Annotated in this window: 18 protein-coding genes; 10 read left to right on the forward strand and 8 right to left on the reverse strand. The window is 71.3% G+C overall.

Annotated elements, in window-relative coordinates:
• Positions 1-16 precede the first annotated feature (16 nt).
• Positions 17-697 (reverse strand): class F sortase, encoded by a 681-nt coding sequence (locus ACZ592_RS36585; RefSeq protein ID WP_471586049.1) that lies wholly within the window; start codon positions 695-697, stop codon positions 17-19.
• A gap of 348 nt (positions 698-1,045) precedes the next feature.
• Between ACZ592_RS36585 and ACZ592_RS36590 the strand changes: the two genes are divergently transcribed.
• A complete protein-coding gene (locus ACZ592_RS36590; RefSeq protein WP_471586050.1) occupies positions 1,046-1,549 on the forward strand; it encodes a hypothetical protein in 504 nt (167 codons plus the stop codon).
• Positions 1,550-1,679: 130 nt separating this feature from the next.
• Here ACZ592_RS36590 and ACZ592_RS36595 read toward each other — a convergent pair whose 3' ends face one another.
• From ACZ592_RS36595 to ACZ592_RS36615, 5 genes are all read right to left on the reverse strand, one after another.
• Positions 1,680-2,213 (reverse strand): hypothetical protein, encoded by a 534-nt coding sequence (locus ACZ592_RS36595; RefSeq protein WP_471586051.1) that lies wholly within the window; start codon positions 2,211-2,213, stop codon positions 1,680-1,682.
• 247 nt (positions 2,214-2,460) lie between these two features.
• Positions 2,461-3,765 carry an alpha/beta hydrolase gene (locus ACZ592_RS36600; protein WP_471586052.1) on the reverse strand — a complete coding sequence of 435 codons (1,305 nt, stop codon included), beginning with the start codon at positions 3,763-3,765 and terminating at the stop codon, positions 2,461-2,463.
• A gap of 244 nt (positions 3,766-4,009) precedes the next feature.
• Positions 4,010-4,222, reverse strand: coding sequence for a hypothetical protein (locus ACZ592_RS36605; protein ID WP_471586053.1), 213 nt, complete (start codon positions 4,220-4,222; stop codon positions 4,010-4,012).
• Positions 4,223-4,441: 219 nt separating this feature from the next.
• A complete protein-coding gene (locus ACZ592_RS36610; RefSeq protein WP_471586054.1) occupies positions 4,442-5,206 on the reverse strand; it encodes a bestrophin-like domain in 765 nt (254 codons plus the stop codon).
• Positions 5,207-5,221: 15 nt separating this feature from the next.
• Positions 5,222-5,350, reverse strand: a complete 129-nt coding sequence (locus ACZ592_RS36615) for a hypothetical protein (RefSeq protein ID WP_471586055.1) — start codon at positions 5,348-5,350, stop codon at positions 5,222-5,224.
• A gap of 705 nt (positions 5,351-6,055) precedes the next feature.
• On the opposite strand from ACZ592_RS36615, the gene ACZ592_RS36620 reads away from it, so the two are divergent.
• The 4 genes from ACZ592_RS36620 (at position 6,056) to ACZ592_RS36635 (ending at position 11,034) form a co-directional block, all read left to right on the forward strand.
• Complete coding sequence (locus ACZ592_RS36620; RefSeq protein WP_471586056.1) at positions 6,056-7,036, forward strand: SCO0930 family lipoprotein; 981 nt, start codon at positions 6,056-6,058, stop codon at positions 7,034-7,036.
• Between the two features lie 294 nt (positions 7,037-7,330).
• Entirely contained in the window at positions 7,331-8,143 is an 813-nt protein-coding gene (locus ACZ592_RS36625) for an SAM-dependent methyltransferase (RefSeq protein WP_471586057.1), read from the forward strand.
• Complete coding sequence (locus tag ACZ592_RS36630) at positions 8,140-10,275, forward strand: putative bifunctional diguanylate cyclase/phosphodiesterase (protein ID WP_471586058.1); 2,136 nt, start codon at positions 8,140-8,142, stop codon at positions 10,273-10,275. Before ACZ592_RS36625 ends, ACZ592_RS36630 begins: the two co-directional genes overlap by 4 nt.
• Positions 10,276-10,278: 3 nt before the next feature.
• The gene (locus tag ACZ592_RS36635) at positions 10,279-11,034 is read left to right on the forward strand and encodes a VOC family protein (RefSeq protein WP_471586059.1); all 756 of its coding nucleotides are present in this window, start codon (positions 10,279-10,281) and stop codon (positions 11,032-11,034) included.
• Between the two features lie 173 nt (positions 11,035-11,207).
• Here ACZ592_RS36635 and ACZ592_RS36640 read toward each other — a convergent pair whose 3' ends face one another.
• Positions 11,208-11,792: a CGNR zinc finger domain-containing protein gene (locus ACZ592_RS36640; protein WP_471586060.1), complete on the reverse strand. Its 585-nt coding sequence runs from the start codon at positions 11,790-11,792 to the stop codon at positions 11,208-11,210.
• A gap of 51 nt (positions 11,793-11,843) precedes the next feature.
• On the opposite strand from ACZ592_RS36640, the gene ACZ592_RS36645 reads away from it, so the two are divergent.
• Positions 11,844-13,328, forward strand: coding sequence for an MFS transporter (locus tag ACZ592_RS36645; RefSeq protein ID WP_471586061.1), 1,485 nt, complete (start codon positions 11,844-11,846; stop codon positions 13,326-13,328).
• A gap of 18 nt (positions 13,329-13,346) precedes the next feature.
• Positions 13,347-14,468: an epoxide hydrolase family protein gene (locus tag ACZ592_RS36650; RefSeq protein ID WP_471586062.1), complete on the forward strand. Its 1,122-nt coding sequence runs from the start codon at positions 13,347-13,349 to the stop codon at positions 14,466-14,468.
• 175 nt (positions 14,469-14,643) lie between these two features.
• Here the strand turns inward: ACZ592_RS36650 and ACZ592_RS36655 are convergent, their stop codons facing one another.
• On the reverse strand, positions 14,644-15,519 hold the full coding sequence (locus tag ACZ592_RS36655; RefSeq protein WP_471586063.1) for a LysR family transcriptional regulator: 876 nt from the start codon (positions 15,517-15,519) through the stop codon (positions 14,644-14,646).
• Positions 15,520-15,614: 95 nt separating this feature from the next.
• Between ACZ592_RS36655 and ACZ592_RS36660 the strand changes: the two genes are divergently transcribed.
• The 3 genes from ACZ592_RS36660 to ACZ592_RS36670 are packed head-to-tail and all read left to right on the forward strand — an operon-like array spanning position 15,615 to position 19,027.
• A complete protein-coding gene (locus ACZ592_RS36660) occupies positions 15,615-16,322 on the forward strand; it encodes a succinate dehydrogenase (RefSeq protein ID WP_471586064.1) in 708 nt (235 codons plus the stop codon).
• A gap of 3 nt (positions 16,323-16,325) precedes the next feature.
• Entirely contained in the window at positions 16,326-18,284 is a 1,959-nt protein-coding gene (locus ACZ592_RS36665; protein ID WP_471586065.1) for a fumarate reductase/succinate dehydrogenase flavoprotein subunit, read from the forward strand.
• Positions 18,281-19,027, forward strand: a complete 747-nt coding sequence (locus ACZ592_RS36670) for a succinate dehydrogenase/fumarate reductase iron-sulfur subunit (RefSeq protein WP_471586066.1) — start codon at positions 18,281-18,283, stop codon at positions 19,025-19,027. The genes ACZ592_RS36665 and ACZ592_RS36670 overlap by 4 nt, the downstream gene beginning before the upstream one ends.
• The last annotated feature ends 105 nt before the right edge of the window (positions 19,028-19,132 follow it).

Consider the following 19,132-nt stretch of genomic DNA (forward strand, 5'->3'; position numbering starts at 1 on the left):
ACCGCCTGGTCCCGTGTCAGCGCACGGCGACCAGGCGGGCGAAGACGACGACGTTCCCGTCGTATCCGGACTGCTTCGAGAATCCGCCGCCGCAGGTGATGACACGCAATTCAGGAGTTCCATCGTTGCCGTACACACGCTTGCCCGGGAAGCCATCTTTCTCGAAAACTTCAATTCCGTAGATCTGGAAAATCGCCGTCTTCTTGTCCTTCCGCCTGATCTCGACGTGATTACCCTTCTTCAGGGAACCGAGGCCGTAGAAGACGGCGGGGCCCTGCTGATTGTCCACGTGGCCGACGACCACGGCCGTGCCCTTCTCGCCGGGCGACACGGCGCCGGTGAACCAGCCCGCGAGGTTCGGGTCGTCGGGCGGCGGCGCGTCCACCCAGCCCTCCGAGTCCAGTCCCACCTGCATGATCGGGGCGTCCACCTGGATCCCCTTGATGCGCACGCGCTCGGCGGGCGAAAACGTCAGCGGCGCGGGGGCGCCCTCGCCCGCACGGGGTGCCCGGTCCGCGGCCGCGGCGGAAGCGGGCTGCGGCGGACCGACGTCGAATTCACCGGAACCATTTCGGATCAGTGCGAGGCCGGTCAGCAGGACAAGCGCCATCACACCCCACGGGGCGCGCTTCTTCTGCTTCTCCTCCTCCTGCATCTCCTGGAATTCGAATTCGTCGGCCGGATGGGACGAAGGCATTCTCTATCCCCTCTCAACGCGGCACGGGAGCCACGTCCGTTGCGCGTAACAGCACGCTAAGCGCGGGGCGCGCGGCGTGCGAAAGGGCGGAAGCGAACGGGTGGCGCCGGGATCGGGGTGCGCCATCCGAGTCGCGCCGGGCAGGAAATTTCTGACGGTCCGTGACCTGCGGCGATGTCGGGTTGCGCGGACGCGCTTCGGCGTGTCGTCTCACCAGGACGGCCGATCGCCGAAATGCGGGGCCGCGCACCGCATCTGAGGGTCAGTCTGGGAGGCGCTCTCGCCGATCGACCGGGGACGGTATCCCCGGGGCGTCTTCCGCGGAGGATTGCCATGCGTACTTCTCGTATGCGGACCACTCGTGCCCTCGCGGTCGCCGCGGCGGCCGTCGGGGCCGTCGGGCTCGCCGCCCCGACCGCGTCCGCGTGGGCCGACCCGACCAACATCGTGGCGATGCCCAGCGTGATCCCGAAGGGTGGCCATCTGACGGTCACCGTCGACGGATCGTCCTGCCAGGCGTCCGGCAGCAAGGTCACGTCGCCCGCCTTCCCCGACACGAATCTGCAGGGCATCCCGGGCGGCACCACGGCGAGCGCCACCGCGATCATCCACTCCCACGCCCGTCCGGGCGCCTACGACATCACGGCCCACTGCGGCGGCAAGACGCTGACCCGCCCCGCGGCCTTCACCGTCATCCACGGCGGTGTGCGCGGTGGCATCGGCGGTGCCACGACCTCCGGCGCGACCAGCACCGACATGGCGATCGGCGGTGCCCTGGTCGCCGCCGCGCTGGTGGGCGGCGGGGTCTTCTGGATGCGGCGCAGGACCGAGAACGCCGAGAACAGGGTCTGAGGCCGCAGGCCGGGACCGGAGCGGCCCCCTTCCGCCCCGCGCCCGGCACGCCGTCGCGCACCGCACGTGAGCGCGCCTCGCCCCCGGGATCTGGAGACGTCCCGGGGGCGAAGCGCTGCCCGGGGGTGCCTCAGGAGTTGTCCTCGCCGGTGCGGCGCCGCGTCTTGTGGTACGCCACGCCGACGGTGCCCAGGATCAGGGCGCTGCCGAGGGCGATCTCGTGCAGGTCGAGGCCGCCGAGGCTGCCGCCGATGCCGGCCTTCACGCCCTTGTGGTGCTCGGGGTGGTGGGTGTTGTTGTCGGGGCGTCCGGTGGCGATGGTCAGGTCGGTCTTGTCGCTGCCGGGGTCACTGCCGTTGCAGGTGAACGTCACCTCGTACATCGCGCCCGGCTTCGCGTCCCAGAACACCTGGGCCGTGGCGGACTTCTGGCCCTTGGGGATGGTGGTGTCCTCGAAGACGCCGGAGGTCACCTTGGTCTCGCCGTCGCAGCCGTCGACGTTCAGGGTGACCTGGCCGCCCGCGGCGATGGTCGTGGGGGAGACGCTGAACCCGAAGGCGGTCACGTTCTCGTCGGCGGGGGCGAGCGCCGATGCCGACGGGGCGGCGAGGGTGAGGGCGGAAGCGGTGAGCAGAGCGGCCGAGGCGACGCGTATCGCGTGCATGGTGGATCCTCCCGGGTCCCCGAGGAGCAGCTGCGGAGCTTCTTCCGCTGACGCCTGAAATGCACCTCGATGCCCGAAACGCTAGGTACGGTCGTGCGGTGCCGCGATCCGTGTCGCGCGAACGGGGCAATCGTGTGGGCCGGTCGGGGGAACGAGGCGGCGTGGCGCCCCGGTCGGCACCCGATGGTGTGTCAGGGCGCGGGAGGCCGCCGGGGCGCGTGGCGGAGGGGCCGGGGGCGTTGGGGCGTCAGGGTGTCAGGCCGATGTGCGACGCCAGCCACGGCAGCTGCTTCGCCAGGCCGGGACGCCACACCTGCCAGCTGTGCCCGCCCGGGAGCTGGACGAGCTCGGCCTGCATCCCTGCCTTCTGTGCGGCCGCGTACACCTTGAGCGCCTGCGGACGGTACGTCGAGTCGTCGGTCCCCGCGACGAACACGCCCGCGGTGTCGGGGAACTTCTTCCGTGCCATCACGTCCACCGGGTTGACCTTCTCGAACGCGGCCTCGTCCCCGCCGAACGCCGCGTCCACGGTCTTCTTGCGGTCGCCGAGCGTCGGCTCGTCCTGCCCCGAGATGTCGACGAACGCGCCGTATCGGCCTGGCGCATTGACCGCCAGCTGCAGGGCGCAGGTGCCGCCGTTGGAGAGCCCGGAGACCGCCCAGTGCGCCCGGCCCCCGGCCGCCTGGAGGTGGCCGGCCGCCCAGGCCGGGACGTCGTCGGCGAGATACGTCTGCACCTTGCCGAGCTTGGAGTCCATGCACAGCGGATTGTCGAAGGAGGAACCCAGCGGGTCGACCACCAGGACGATGGGCGCGAGCCCGTCGTGCCCGGCGGCGAAGTCGTCCATCATGTCCGGCAGCTGACCGGAGGTGATCCAGTCCTGCGGGGCGCCGGGCTGGCCCGCCATCAGGACGAGCACGGGAAGCAGCGGCCGGGGTGAGGCGCGGTAGGCCGGAGGCAGGTAGACGTACGCGTCGCGGGCCTTGAACCCCGATTTCGTGCCCGGGATCGAGGCGGTCGAGACGGTGCCCTTGGCGGGCAGCCCGGCCGGCGCCTTCCACACCTGGGACAGCGCCTTGCCCTCCGGCACGTCGAGGGTCGGCTCTTTCCTCCCCGTGGCGTCCTTGAGGCTGACGGTGTCCTGCGGGCCGAGCATGGTGCGTACGGTCGGGTAGTTGTCGTAGTGGATGTTGACCTCGCTGAGGCCGAGCACCACGACGAGCGCGCCCGAGAGCAGGGCGCCCGCACGCCCGCGCCAACGCAGCGTCGGCATCCGGAACAGGGCCAGGCACACCCCGAGGACGGCCACCCCGATCCACACCACGACATCGCCGGGGAGCTTGTCGGGGAAGGGCTGCCACCAGTCGTCGACGGTGAGCTTGACCAGCAGGGTCAGGAGCGCGGCCAGGACCACCGCGAGCGGGAGCAGCCGGGTCCACCAGCGCCGGTCGCGGGAGAAGAGCAGCAGGGCGAGCGCCACGCAGCCGAGGATCTGTACGACGAGCGGCACCGCCCCGTCGACCAGCGACCAGTCCAGTGGCCCCCCGGCCATCGGCACCCGCTCCACGTGCGTCCCCGTTCCGTTCGGTTCCCTGTGACACGGACCGGGGGCCGGCCAGCAGGCCGGCCCCCGGTGGAGGTAGGTGAGCGGGCCGCTCTGCCTTGAGCTACAGCCCCGCGCAGTGGAGCTGGGTGGACTTGAACGCACCATCTGCCCGCTCACCCAAAACGATAGCAATCGGCGCAAAACTGGCAAATCGGGCGATAAGAGGGCGCTGGGCCCGCGCCGGGCGTCCTCAGCCGTTCGGCCATCCGTGTGGCGCGCCCCGCCACTCGACGAGGTGTGGGTCGTCCAGCGCGATGTCGGCCTCGCCGATCCCCGCGCCCCGCAACAGCTCCACCAGGTCCCGGTCGCCGTGTGCGACGCCGGCGTCCTGTCCGCGCACGGTGATCCGCCGCCCGCCGTCGGCGGTGGGCGGGTGGACGACGATCGGTGATTGCCAGGCCATGGCACCAGAGTGCGCCGTACGGCGGCGTCGCGCAGCGGGGTTCACGGCCAACGCGGCGTCCCGTGCTGCGGGCGGCCTGCCTGGAGGCCGTGGAGGACCACCCCGTTGAGGCCGCGGTACGGCCGTCGGGGCGCGGAGGAGTGACGGCCCTCCGCGCCCCGACGGCCATTGGCCGGGGGCGGCGCGCCCGGCCTCGGGGAACTGCCCCGTCCCGGGCAGTCAGCCTCCCAGGCCGGGGAACAGCGCCTTGAACGGTTCGGCCGTCGCCGCGACGCCACGGCTGTAGGGCGCGTCGAGGTCCCAGATGAGGAAGAGCAGGAAGGCGAACAGGGCGGAGAAGAGCCCGGCGAGGATGAGTTCGCGCGGGGTGCGGCGGATCTGCAGGGCGAAGATCATGCCGATGGTGACGAGACCGCCGATGATCAGGCCGAACCAGACCACGCCGGGCATCGTCGCCCCGACGCTGTCCGCGCGGGCACTGCGCGCGTCGTCCGCGGCGGCCACCGAGTCCACCAGCGGCTGGTACGCCTGCGCCTCGAAGTCCGACTTCGGCTGGTAGTCGGTCACGTCGTGCCGCACCCGGGCCAGCAAATCGTCGCCTCGGTCGGTGAGTTCCGCCTTGGACTTCATCGTGTCCCACTCCGTGGTCACGACATGGCTGACATAGGTGTGGACGTCGGCGCGAATGCGGTCCCTGACATCCTCCGGGTAGATCCGCGCCCGCTCCGAGACCTCGTGCAACGCCTGTGCCTCCAGGCGCACATGTTCCTGCGCGGCGCCCCGTGCCTCCCAGACGCCCGCGATGGCCAGGCCCAGGACGATGGCGTAGACGACGCCGATCATCATCGTCATGTACTCGATGACGTCCGGTGTCTCCGACGCGTCGTAGTCCGCGCCGGTCTTTCGGTGGCGCAGCAGGGTCACGATGAGCACAACACCGCAAGCGGCCACCATCGCGAGGGTGAGAACAAGCCATTCCGACATGGAGACCTCCGGCGGTCAGCGCGGGCGGAGCGCGGCGACGGCGAGCACCGCGGGTGCCGTGATGAGCAGGGTGAGCGAGACGAGGGACGGGCCTCCGCGCGGCCGTTGCTTGCGGGGCGGGGCGTGATACTCCGGATATGCCACGGGCGCGGGTGTGACCTCGGGGCTGGCGGAGGGTTTCGGTTTAGGTTTCGGCTTGGGCGCGGGCTTGGGCGCAGCCTTGACGACGGGCTCGGGGGGTGGCGGCGGAGGCGGCGCACTGGGCTGGACGGTCGGCTCGGGCGGTGCGGGAGCCGGCGGCGGTGGGGGCGGTTCGGGGGCGGGCGGCTTCGGCGGAGGAGGGGGCGGAGGCGGAGGTGGTGGCGGTGGTTTGGGCGGAGGAGGGGGTGGCTTCGGACGGTGTGTGGGCCCGGCGTGGCAGTCGACGCCGTCACCCGAGACGGCCACGGTGTCGCCGCTCGACGCACCACCGTTCTGCGAGATCGAGGCGTACGCGCAGTCGTCGGCGGAGGCCGCGCCGACCGCCGAAGAGGCGCCGAGCAGCAGGGCCAGGGCGACGAGCGCCAACACACGTGTGACTAGGGGCGACATGACCCGAGAAGTTCTGTGCACGACGGGGATCATGGGCCGCTCGCACGCCCGGCACGCCGGAGAAGCCCCGGAATGACCCGAAGGAAGGAAGCGCTCCCGGCCGGGGTTTGGCGGCGCGCACCCCGCTCCTGCCGGGTCCCTTCCCCCGCAAAGAATCTTGCCGCGCGGTTGAACGGGGCGGCTGCCGCGCCCCGTACCTAGGGCCATGTGTGACGCAAACAGGCGCCACAACACCTCTGCGGACAGTGGGAGTCAGGAATGCTTCATCCAAGTGGGGGTTCCCCCCGGGCCTGGCGGAGCGCCTCGCTCGTGGCGACAGCTGCGGCCCTGCTGGCGCTGACGACGGCGTGCGGTCAGGACAAGGGCGACCAGTCCCCGAACGGTCAGAGCGTGGGCAACGAGGCGCCCGCCAAGAGCGACGACTACGGCGCGGACGACGGCTACGGAACGGACTCCGACGCCGCCGACAAGGGTGCGGGCGCCAAGGCGAAGCCCGCGGGCCAACTCGCGGTGTGGGACAGCAAGAAGCTCGGCAAGGTCGTCACCGACAGTGCCGGGTTCACCCTCTACCGGTTCGACAAGGACACCGCCCAGCCGCCCGAGTCGAACTGCGACGCGGCTTGTCTGAAGGCCTGGCCCGCCGTCGCCGCCGACGGCGCGAAGGCCGCGCCGGGTGTCGACGAGTCCCTGCTCGGCGAGGTCACCACCGCCGACGGGACCAAGCAACTGACCGTCGACGGCTGGCCGATGTACCGGTATGCCCAGGATGCCAAGCCCGGCGACGCCAAGGGGCAGGGCGTGGGCGGCACTTGGTACGCGGCGGCCCCCGACGGCAAGAAGGCCGCACCCGCCGCGGCCGGCGCCGCCCCCGTCGCCTCCGCGGGCCTGTCGACCCGCAAGGACCCGAAGCTCGGCGAGATCGTCGTCGACAAGAACGGCATGACCGTCTACCGCTTCACGAAGGACTCCGCCTGGCCGATGAAGTCGGCGTGCACCGGCGCCTGCCTGGACAAGTGGCCCGTGGTGGCGCCGGTCGGCAAGAACGACACCCAGGGCATCCTCAAGAAGGGCTTCGTGGTCTTCGACCGACCCGACGGCAACAAGCAGCAGACCATCGACTGCTGGCCCATGTACACCTTCTCCGGCGACAAGAAGCCCGGCGACACGAACGGACAGGGCGTGGGGGGAACTTGGTACGCCGCGAGCCCTCAGGGGAAGCCGGTGGGCGCCCCCAAGTAGGCCCCGTGGCTCATGGCCGCCCCGGCGCATGGCGCCCTACAGCCGCAGGCGGTTCCAGGAACCCTCAAGCGGCTCCAAGAAGTGACGGCGACGCGGGGACAGACCGGCCCGTCTCCTCCCATACCACGGGGAGGGGGCGGGCCGGTCGGCGGTGTGGGATAGGGCACTTGCCAAAGGCAGTGACCGAGAACGGACGGCCAATTTCCGTTTTGACTCGCTCCCTTGGCGGACGATCAGTAGCCTCACCCTCGAACACCGGATCGCCCGCGCCACCCCCTACGCCTTGGAGTCTTGATGGAGCGTCCCGCCTGGGCACCGCCCGGCATCGACATCTCGATGCCCAGCGTGTCCCGGATCTACGACTACTACCTGGGCGGCTCGCACAACTTCGAGGTGGACCGGGAGGCGGCCCGCAAGGCGATGGAGTTCATGCCGGGACTCCCGAAGGTCATGCAGGCGAACCGTGCCTTCATGCGGCGCGCGGTGCGCCACGCGGTCGAACGGGGGGTCACCCAGTTCCTCGACATCGGCTCGGGGATCCCGACCTTCGGCAACGTCCACGAGGTGGCGCAGCAGGCCAGCCCCGAGGCCCGTGTCGTGTACGTCGATCACGATCCGGTCGCCGTGGCCCACAGTCGAGCGGTTCTCGAGGGCACGGAGCGCACCGCGGCCGTCGCCGGTGACCTGCGCAAACCCCGGGACATTCTGGGCAGTTCGGAGGTCGCCGCGGTCCTGGACACGGGCCGCCCCGTGGCTCTTCTCCTCGTCGCCGTCCTGCACTTCGTCGAGGACGCGTACGATCCTTACGCGGCGGTGGCGGAACTGCGGGACGCACTCGCGCCCGGCAGCCTCGTCGTCGTCAGCCACGCCTCGTACGAAGGGATTCCGGTTCCCCCCGAGCAGGCCGGCCGGACGGTCGGTGTATACAAGGACATCCGCAATCCACTGATCATGCGCTCGCGCGAGGAGATCGCGCGGTTCTTCGAGGGGTACGACATGGTGGAACCCGGCCTGGTGCCGATGCCGCACTGGCGGCCCGACACCGCGCCCGAGGAGGAGGATCCGTACTCCTTCTCGGGATTCGCTGGCGTGGGACACAAGCGTTGAGCGGCGAGCAGGACGGACCCGAAGGAAGACTTCGCCGGTTCGCCACCATCTGGAGCCGTGCGATCTTCCCCGTGACGGCCACCTCGCTGACCCGTCCCGAATTCGAACAGCAATTGGTGCCGCTGGCCCGACGGTTGAACGACGCGCTCCGCGAGCGGGTCTTCGACTCGGCGGAGAGCCAGGCCGTCGGCGCCGCGCTCATCGGCACGCACTGCACGGACCCCGAGGCGCTCAGCCGCACGCTCGACTGCGTGGATGCCTACCTCGTCCTGTACTGCGGCGGTGAAGGCCCGCGGGAAGAGCTGCGGGCCCGTTCCGCGCGCATCCAGCACGCCATGGCCGCCGGCTTCGCGCAGGCGCTGCGGGAACGCACCCTCGTCGAGCAGGAGGCGATCTCGCGGGCCGCCCTCAGCGCGCGCAGCGCCGTCGCCGAGGCCCTGCACGCCAGCGAGGCACGCTTCCGGGCCGTCTTCCACGGCGCCGCGATCGGCATCGGCATCGCCGACCTCGACGGCACGGTCCTCGAGGTCAACGACGCGCTGATCCGCATGTTCGGCGGCCTGGAACACCAGCTGCGCGGTCGGAACGTCGGGGAGTGGACGCACCCCGACGACTCGCCCCACGTCTGGAAGCTGTACGAGGAGCTGGTGCGCGGCGAGCGCGAGCACTACCGGGTGGAGAAGGCCTTCTACCGCCCCGACGGCACGGTCCTGTGGACCAATCTGACCGTCTCGCTGCTGCGCGACGCGGACGGGATCCCGCAGTACCAACTGGCGCTGATGGAGGACACCACCGAGCGCCGGCTGCTCAACCTCCGCCTGCGCTACGAGGCCACGCACGACGCGCTCACCGGACTGCCCAACCGCACCCTGTTCTTCGAGCGCCTGGAGAAGGCCCTCGCGGCGGGCGCGGGCGCCCGGTTCGGGCTGTGCTACCTCGACCTGGACGGCTTCAAGACCGTCAACGACAGCCTCGGGCACGCGGCCGGCGACCGGCTGCTCGTCGAGGTCGCCGACCGGCTGCAGTCCTGTGCGACCGCACCCGGCGAGATGGTGGCCCGGCTCGGCGGCGACGAGTTCGTGGCGCTCACCACAGGACCCGACACCGAGACCGAGGTGGACGAGCTCGCGGGACGCATCATGAACGTCCTCGCCTCCCCGATCCGCGTCGACGGCCGCGAACTGACCGTGCGCGGCAGCATCGGCATCGTGGAAGGACCGGCGGGGGAGCGCGGCGCCGCCGAGGTGCTGCGCAGCGCCGACATCACGATGTACCGCGCCAAGTCCGCGGGCGGCAACCGCTACGAGCTCGCCGACCCCGAGGCGGACGCCCGCGCCATCACCCGGCACGGTCTGACCACGGCGCTGCCCGCGGCCCTGGAGCGCGGCGAGTTCTTCATCGAGTACCAGCCGCTCGTGCACCTCGGCGACGGCAGTGTGCGCGGCGCCGAGGCACTGGTGCGGTGGCTGCACCCGCAGCACGGCGTCATCGGCCCGGACCGGTTCATTCCGCTCGCCGAGCACACCGGCCTGATCGTGCCGCTCGGCCGCTGGGTCCTCGAGGAGTCCGTACGCCAGGCGCGCCTGTGGGAGGCACGGCACACCGACGCGGGGCCACTGCGCGTCAACGTGAACCTCTCGCCCATGCAACTCACCCACCCGGGCCTGGTGTCCGACACGGTCGACATCCTGGAGCGCGAGGGCCTGGAGCCCGGCGCGCTCTGCCTGGAGGTCACCGAGTCCGCGCTGATAGGAGCCGACGACGACCTGCTCAAGCCGCTGCGCAGGCTCGCCGAGATGGGCGTGGACATCGCGCTCGACGACTTCGGCACCGGCTACTCCAACCTCGCCAACCTGCGCAGGCTGCCGGTGAGCGTGCTCAAGCTCGACCGCTCGTTCACCCAGGGCATGCAGCACTTCCCGGCCGACCCCGTCGACCTGAAGATCGTCGAGGGCATCGTCGCGCTCGCCCACAGCCTGGACCTCGCGGTCACGGTCGAGGGCGTCGAGACGGGTGCGCAGGCGGACCAGCTGCGCGAGCTCGGCTGCGACACGGCACAGGGCTGGTACTACGCCCGGCCTGGCCCGCCCGACCGCCTCCATGAGCTGGCCCTCGCGGACGCGACGAGCTGAGCCGTGATCCATTGGGCGTACGCCTTCGTCGACCGGCCGCGGGACCGCTTCGAGGAGGCGTGTGCCTTCTGGACGGCGGTCACCGGCACGCGGCTGTCCGCCCCGCGCGGACCGTTCGGTGAGTTCGTGACGCTGCTGCCCGGCGGATCCGCCGACCCGTGCCTGAAGGCGCAGGCGGTGGACGGGCCGGGCGGCGCGCACCTCGACCTCGTGGTGGACGACGTCGCCGTGGCGGCGGCCTGCGCCCGCGCGCTCGGCGCGACCTGGGTCTTCTCCGAGGAAGGCCTCGAAGTGCTGCGTTCCCCCGGCGGCCTGCCGTTCTGCCTGGTCCTCCGGGGTGGCGAGCGGTCCCGCCCGGCACCCGTCGCCGCGCCCGACGGGACGGTCAGCCGCCTGGACCAGGTGTGCCTGGACGTGGCCCCGGACGCGTTCGACGACGAGGTCGCCTTCTGGACGGCGCTCACGGGCTGGGAGTCCACGGCGGGCCTGCACCCCGAGTTCCACGTGCTGCGTCCGCCCGCGGACCTGCCGATCCGTGTCCTGCTCCAGCGCCTGGCCGTGCCGGGACCCCCCGGTGCCCACATCGACCTGGCCTGCGCGTCCCCGGACGCGACCCGGACCTGGCACGAGAGCCAGGGCGCGACCTTCGCGTCCCACGGCGCGAACTGGCTCGTCATGCGGGACCCGGCGGGCGGAACGTACTGCTTGACGGGGCGTGACCCGGTCACGGGGCTGGTGACACGGGGGAGTGCGGGGTGACGAGCCATATCGGGAGTCGGTCCGGCTCGGGATACGCGCGGAGAACACACGCCTCGGCGGACTGACACCAGGCTCGCGCTGCGTCCTGGACGGCCGGAACGGAGACCTTGCGGTGACGGCCGGCTCGGACGGAACCCCGGAGCCGGCCCGGCGGCAGGGCCAGATGCCGGCGCTCAACGCGGGCTGCGCCGACTCCGGTAGGCGGCGACGCTGGCCCGGTGCGCGCAGGTTCGGGTGCAGTACTGCTTCGAACCGTTGCGCGAGAGGTCCACGAACGTGGCCCGGCAGGTCGGCCCCGCGCATACGCCGAGACGAGCGGGACCGAGCGTGGCGATCACGGAGGCCAGTGCGCTGAGCGCAGTCGCGGCAAGGTGTGCCGAGCGGCGGTCGGTGTCGGAGGTCACCTCGGTCCACCAGCGGTCGTCCTCGTACCGCAGTACCGGGGTGGCGCGGCTGCGCCGCAGTCCGTCGTTGATCAGAGCCGCGGCTTCGTCCGCGTCCGCGTTCGCCCGTTCGAGCACCGTCCGCAGCGTCTCGCGCAACGCGCGGACTTCCGCCAGGTCGGCGCGGGTGAGAGGGCGCGGACCGGTCCCTGGGCTCGCGGCCGAACCGGGAGGCTCAGCCGCGGGATGGTCTGCAAGGAAGTCCCGGAGCTGCTCCACGGTCTCGAGCGCGTCCTCTCCCTTGACCGGCCGCAAGGTGTTGGCCAGGTCGACGGCCGTCTGGACCACCGATGGGCTGTAATACGCATCCTGCATTTGACGTATCTCCTCACCGCTCCGTAATGTGACACCCAAAGGAGCTTTAGCATGTCACAACATGCCCGGCAGGGGACGACGCCGCAGACGGTCCCCTCTGGAAGGGACCCGATACCGGACCCCGTACCGGAGCGAACCGACGCCCCGGACGGGCGTCGGCTGGGGCTGACTCTGGGGATGCTGGTGCTGCCGATGTACGTGGCACTGGGAGCGCCGTCGGTCGCCCTGCCGGCCATCGGCCACGCACTCGCGGTGCCGTTCGGTGCCACCGCGTGGATTCTCGCCGCGTGGTCGCTGACCTCCGCGCTCGCGATGCCGGTCGCGGGTCGGCTGCTGGTCCGCTGGAGCCCCTTCCAGGTACTCGTCGCCGGGGTCGTGGGGCTCGCCGCGGGTTCCGTGCTCGCCGGAGCCGGGCCGACACTGTCCGTCGTGATCATCGGCCGACTGATCGGCGGCGCCGGGGCGGGCGCGACCGTGATCGCCGTCTTCGCCGCGGCCGCCGCCCTTCCCGGGCGGCAACGGATCCGCGCCCTGGGAATCATCGCGGCCGCCGGTGCGACGGCGTCGGGGTGCGGGACGCTGCTGGGCGGAGCGGTGACCGCATGGCTCGGGTGGCGTGCCGTGCTCGCGATCCCGGTCCTCGCGCTGCCCCTCCTGCTGGTCGCATGGCCGAGCAGGCGCGCGCTGGCGCGGAGCGGCAGCGGCGGGCGAAACGGCTCGACCGGGCGACTCGACATCGTCGGCGCGGCCGTGCTGTCGGTACTCGCCGGCTCCCTGATCACGCTGCTGCAGGCACACTCGGTCGGCCTGTCCGCTCCGGTCACGCTCGTCGTGGCCGGAGCCGGGACGCTCGCCGCCGTCGGCCTGTGGTGGCGCGTGCGCGGCACGCCCGACGGGTTCGTGCCTCGGCGGGTGATCGCCTCCCACGGCTTCCTGGCCGCCGGGCTCATCGGCGGGACCGTCTTCGCCGGCTACTACGGGGTGCTGTTCCGCGCCCCGGCCCTGATCGAGCAGGCCACGGGCGGTGGCCCCCTGGAAGCCGGCGTGCTCCTGGTCCCGGCCGCCGCCTGCTCGGTGCTGACCGGGCGGCTGGTCGGCACCTTGACCGACCGGTTCACCGGCTGGCAGGTGTCGGCAGGGCTCGCGGCCCTCACCGTCGTCGGCGTGCTCGTGGTGGCGGTCTTCGCCGGCCCGGTCCCCATCGTCGTCGGCACGGCGTTGACCGTGTGCGGGTTCGCCGGCACCACGGCCGTACTGGTGAGCCTCGCGCCGGACCTGGTCGCCGCGGGCGACCGCGACACCGCGCAGGGCCTGCTCAACTTCATGAACGCCCTGGGGGGCGGGATCGGTCCGGCCGCTGTCGCGGGGCTGTCGGGCATCGTGCCGGCGCCGGTGGCCCTCGCCGTGCTCGCGACGCTCCCCCTGGCCGGACTCGTCCTCGGCCTGACCCGGCGCCCTGCCGCCGCCCCCGGCCCGACGCCATGCGTGGGAGCCCGCGATGACGGTCCCCCTGCGTCTGATCCGATATCGCCTTGACCAGTAAGGAGCCTTGCCATGTCCGCCGAGCCGTTCGAGGCCAGCATCACCGAAGCCGAGATCGCGGAGCTGCGTGCACGACTGCGACGGACGCGGTGGCCCGAGCGCGAGCCGGTGGACGACTGGTCGCAGGGTCTGCCGCTGGCGTACGCGCAAGAGCTCTGCCGCAGCTGGGCCGAGGGCTACGACTTCGGGTTCGCCGAGCGGCTGAACGTGTTCCCGCAGTACCGCGACACGATCGACGGGCTGGGCATCCACTTCCTGCACGTCCGCTCGCCGGAGCCGGACGCGTTCCCGCTCGTGCTCACGCACGGGTGGCCGGGTTCGGTGCTGGAGTTCCTGGCGGTCCTCGGCCCGCTCACCGACCCGCGCGCGCACGGCGGTGACCCGGCGGACGCGTTCCACGTGGTCGCGCCGTCGTTGCCCGGCTACGGCTGGAGTGACAAGCCCGCGACGACCGGGTGGGGCGTCACCCGCACCGCGCGGGCCTGGGACACGTTGATGGTCTCGCTCGGATACGAACGGTACGGCGCGCAGGGCGGTGACTGGGGTTCGGCGGTGTCCGCGGTGCTGGGCGAGGTGGCGCCCGAGCGGGTCGCCGGCGTGCACCTGAACCTGGGATCCGTGGCGGCGGGCACGTTCGACGACCCGACGCCCGCGGAGCTGGCCAATCTCGAGGCCGAGAAGGAGATGCGGCGCACGGGCCGGGGGTACTCGGCGATCCAGGCGACCCGGCCGCAGACGCTCGGCTACGGCCTCACCGACTCCCCGGCGGGGCAGGCCGCCTGGATCGCCGAGAAGTTCTGGGCGTGGACGGACAACGACGGCCGTCCCGAGGACGCGTTGTCGCGGCAGGCGATCCTCGACGAGATCTCGGTCTACTGGTTCACCGCGTCGGCCACGTCGTCGGCGCGCCTGTACTGGGAGAGCTTCGCCCACTTCCGGGACAAGGTGACCGCGCCGTCCGGGCTGTCGGTCTACCCGCGCGACATCACCCGCCCGTCGAGGCGGGAAGCCGAGCTGCGGTTCACCGACCTGCGCTGGTTCGAGGAGCTGCCGCACGGTGGCCACTTCGCCGCGCTGGAGCAGCCGGAGTCGCTGGTCGAGCAGGTGCGCGGGTTCTTCCGCCTGTTCCGCTGACCGCCCGTGCCCCCTGGGGGTCCGCGCCCGGGGGACGGTCCTGCCCGTCTTCCGGGGTACCGGTCGCACCACCCGTGCGGCTGAGGGTTCTCCCGCTCGGTGAGCGTCTCTGTTGACTCTGCGCCTGTGGAGCCTGTGACCTGCGAATCGGCGGATTCCTGCAGGTGCGGGCGGCTCAGCGCGCCAGCAGCATCCGCTGGAGTTCGCGCGCCGCCCTGGGCGGTGCCACGTCGCTGCGGTGGGCCAGCGCGATCGTGCGGTGCAGACTCGGCTTGGCGAGGGGAGTCATGCGCAGGTCGGGGCCCGAGCGCTCCGCGACCATGCGCGGCACCACCGCCACGCCGAGCCCCGCGCGCACGAACCCGAGCACCGCGTCCATCTCGCCGCCCTCCACCGCGAACTCGGGGTCGAAGCCTTCCGCGCGGCACGCGGTGACGGTCAGTTCGCGCAGGTCGTAGCCGTGCCGGAACATGACGAGCCGCTCACCCTGGAGGTCCGCGATGCGTACCGAGGCGCCCAGGCCCCGCGAGTCGGGTGACGAGACCACCACCAGGTCCTCGCGCAGCAGCTCGACGGTGGTGAGGGCGGGGGACGGGCTGGGCAGGGGGAGCACGACGAGGGCCAGGTCCAGGGCGCCGCGCGCCAGTTCGCGGACGAGGTCGTGGGAGCCGCCCTCCTCGATGAGGAGCTGGATGCCGGGGTGCCGGTCGTGGAAGGCGCGCAGGACGTCGGGGAGCAGGCCCGTGCACACGCTCGGGGTCGCGCCGAGGCGGATGCGGCCGCGGCGCAGCTGTGCCAGCTCCTGCACCTCGATCCGGGCGGTGTCCGCGTCGGCGAGGATCCTGCGGGCCAGCGGCAGCAGCGCCTCGCCCGCGTCGGTCAGCGTGATGTTGCCGCGCGCCCGGCTGAAGAGCTCCGCGCCCAGCTCCTTCTCCAGCGCCCTGATCTGTTGCGAGAGCGAGGGCTGGGAGACGTGGACCTCCTCCGCGGCCCGGGTGAAGTGCCGGGTCTCCGCGACGGCGACGAAGTAGTGCAGCTGCTGCAGTTGCATACGGGCAGGCTACGTCGCCCGATAGGGAAAGGCTATCGAGATGAGCAGAACCATCTCTTGGACTGATCGGGACTTTCGGCCGTAGCGTCCCTGACATGGCTCTGGCAACGCGGACGGACAAACGGCCGTCCATGACCCGCACGCTGTGGGACTCCACCATCGGCAAGAAGACGGTGATGGCGGTGAGCGGCTTGATCATGCTGCTCTACCTGTTCCTGCACATGATCGGGAACCTGAAGATCTTCTTCGGCCCGGCGGAGATCAACCACTACGCGCACTGGCTCCGCACGCTCGGCGAGCCCTTCATGCACTACGAGTGGAGCCTCTGGCTGTTCCGCGTGGTGCTCGTGGCCGCGGTCGTCGCGCACGCCGTCTCCGCGTACCAGCTGAGCCGTCGCGACATCAAGGCGCGCCCGACGAAGTACGTGCACACAAGGCGCGAGGCGAGCTTCGCCACCCGCACCATGCGCTGGGGCGGCATCATCCTCGCGCTGTTCATCGTCTGGCACATCCTCGACCTGACGACCGGCACCGTGCACCCGGGCGAGTACCAGCACCTCAAGCCGTACCAGAACATCATCGACACGTTCTCCACCTGGTACGGCAACGTCATCTACATCGTCGCCGTGGTCGCCGTCGGCTTCCACGTGCGGCACGGACTGTGGAGCGCCGCTCAGACCCTGGGCGTGGGCACCGCGGCCCGCGACCGCGTCCTCAAGCCCCTCGCGAACGGCCTCGCCGTGGTGCTGACCCTGGGCTTCGTCTCCGTACCCGTGGCCGTCATGACCGGACTGGTGAGCTGACCCATGAACTACTCCAGTGAGTACTCCGCGTACGAGACGGGGGAGCCGCTCGTCGACGGGAAGGCTCCCGAAGGGCCGATCGCCGAGCGCTGGGACACCCGCCGCTTCGAGGCGAAGCTGGTCAACCCCGCCAACCGCCGCAAGCACACCGTCATCGTCGTCGGCACCGGCCTGGCCGGCGGCTCCGCCGGGGCCACGCTCGCCGAACAGGGCTACCACGTCGTGCAGTTCTGCTATCAGGACTCGCCGCGCCGCGCCCACTCGATCGCCGCCCAAGGCGGCATCAACGCCGCGAAGAACTACCGCAACGACGGCGACTCCGTCCACCGCCTGTTCTACGACACCGTCAAGGGCGGCGACTTCCGCGCCCGCGAGTCCAACGTGCACCGCCTCGCGCAGATCTCGGTGGAGATCATCGACCAGTGCGTCGCGCAGGGCGTCCCGTTCGCCCGCGAGTACGGCGGCCTCCTCGACACCCGGTCCTTCGGCGGCGTGCAGGTGTCCAGGACCTTCTACGCGCGCGGGCAGACCGGGCAGCAGCTGCTGCTCGGCGCCTACCAGGCCCTCAGCCGCCAGATCGCGGCCGGCAACGTGGAGATGCACCCGCGGACCGAGATGCTCGACGTGATCGTCGTGGACGGACGGGCCCGCGGCATCGTCGCCCGCGACCTGATCACCGGCAAGATCGACACGTACTTCGCGGACGCCGTGGTCCTTGCCTCCGGCGGCTACGGCAATGTCTTCTACCTGTCGACCAACGCCATGAACTCCAACGCCACGGCCGTCTGGCGGGCCCACCGGCGCGGCGCGTACTTCGCCAACCCCTGCTTCACCCAGATCCACCCCACCTGCATCCCGCGCACCGGCGACCACCAGTCCAAGCTCACCCTGATGAGCGAGTCACTGCGCAACGACGGCCGCATCTGGGTGCCCAAGGCCAAGGGCGACGACCGCCCGGCGCACCGGATCCCCGAGGACGAGCGCGACTACTACCTGGAGCGCATCTACCCGTCCTTCGGCAACCTCGTGCCGCGTGACATCGCCTCGCGGGCCGCCAAGAACGTGTGCGACGAGGGCAGGGGAGTGGGCCCCGGCGGGCAGGGCGTCTACCTCGACTTCGCCGACGCGATCGAGCGGATGGGCAAGAAGAAGGTCGAGGAGAAGTACGGCAACCTCTTCGACATGTACGAGCGGATCACCGCGGAGAACCCGTACGAGGTGCCGATGCGGATCTACCCCGCCGTGCACTACACGATGGGCGGCCTCTGGGTCGACTACGACCTGCAGACCAGCATCCCCGGGCTCTTCGCGGTCGGCGAGGCCAACTTCTCCGACCACGGCGCCAACCGCCTGGGCGCGAGCGCCCTCATGCAGGGCCTCGCCGACGGGTACTTCGTCCTGCCCTCGACCATCAACGACTACCTCGCACGCCACCCGCACAAGGACGAGGTGGGCGGCGACCACCCCGTCGTGCAGGAGGTCGTCGCCGAGACCGAGGACCGGCTGAACCTGCTCCTGTCGGTCGACGGCGACCGCACCCCCGACTCCTTCCACCGCGAACTCGGCGAAGTCATGTGGGAGTTCTGCGGCATGGCCCGAACGGAGAGCGGACTGCGCAAGGCCCTGGAGCGCATCCCGCAGATCCGCGAGGAGTTCTGGCGCCGCATCAAGGTCCCCGGCACCGGCGAGGAGTTCAACCAGTCCCTGGAGAAGGCCAACCGCGTCGTCGACTACCTGGAGCTCGCCGAGCTCATGTGTCTCGACGCCCTGCACCGCGCCGAGTCCTGCGGCGGCCACTTTCGCGAGGAGTCCCAGACCCCCGACGGTGAGGCCGCCCGGCACGACGAGGAGTTCTCCTACGCCGCCGCCTGGGAGTTCACCGACACCGGCCGGGCCCCCGTCCTTCACAAAGAAGACCTCGTCTTCGAGTACGTCCACCCCACTCAGCGGAGCTACGCATGAAGCTCACCCTGCGCGTCTGGCGCCAGAAGAACGCCGACGCCGACGGCGCGATGTCCACGTACGAGGTGGACGGCATCTCCACCGACATGTCCTTCCTGGAGATGCTCGACACCCTCAACGAAGAGCTCATCGTCAAGGGCGACGACCCCGTCGCCTTCGACCACGACTGCCGCGAAGGCATCTGCGGCGCCTGCTCGCTCGTCATCAACGGCGACGCGCACGGCCCCGAGCGCACCACCACCTGCCAGCTCCACATGCGGTCCTTCGAGGACGGCGACACCATCGACATCGAGCCGTGGCGTGCCGCCGCCTTCCCGGTCGTCAAGGACCTGGTGGTGGACCGCTCGGCCTTCGACCGGATCATCCAGTCCGGCGGTTACATCAGCGCCCCGACCGGCTCGGCGCCCGAGGCACACGCCGCGCCCGTGCCGAAGCCCGACGCCGACTCGGCCTTCGAACACGCCGAGTGCATCGGCTGCGGCGCCTGCGTGGCCGCCTGCCCCAACGGCTCGGCCATGCTGTTCACCTCGGCCAAGGTCAACCACCTCAACGTCCTCCCGCAGGGCGCACCCGAGCGCGAGACCCGCGTCCTGGACATGGTCGCGCAGATGGACTCGGAGGGCTTCGGCGGCTGCACCCTGACCGGGGAGTGCGCGACCGCGTGCCCCAAGGGCATCCCGCTGCCGTCGATCGCGGCGATGAACAAGGAGTGGCTGCGCGCCACGAGGAAGGTGAGCCGCTAGAGGCTCCGGGGCCTGCGGGTCCTCCCGGGGCACCAGGGGAAGTGGCGCATACGTGGGTCGTTCGTGGCCTGCCGCGCGGTTCCCCCTGCCTGGCCGGGGCGCGTA

It is taken from the genome of Streptomyces sp. NPDC040622 (assembly GCF_055593965.1).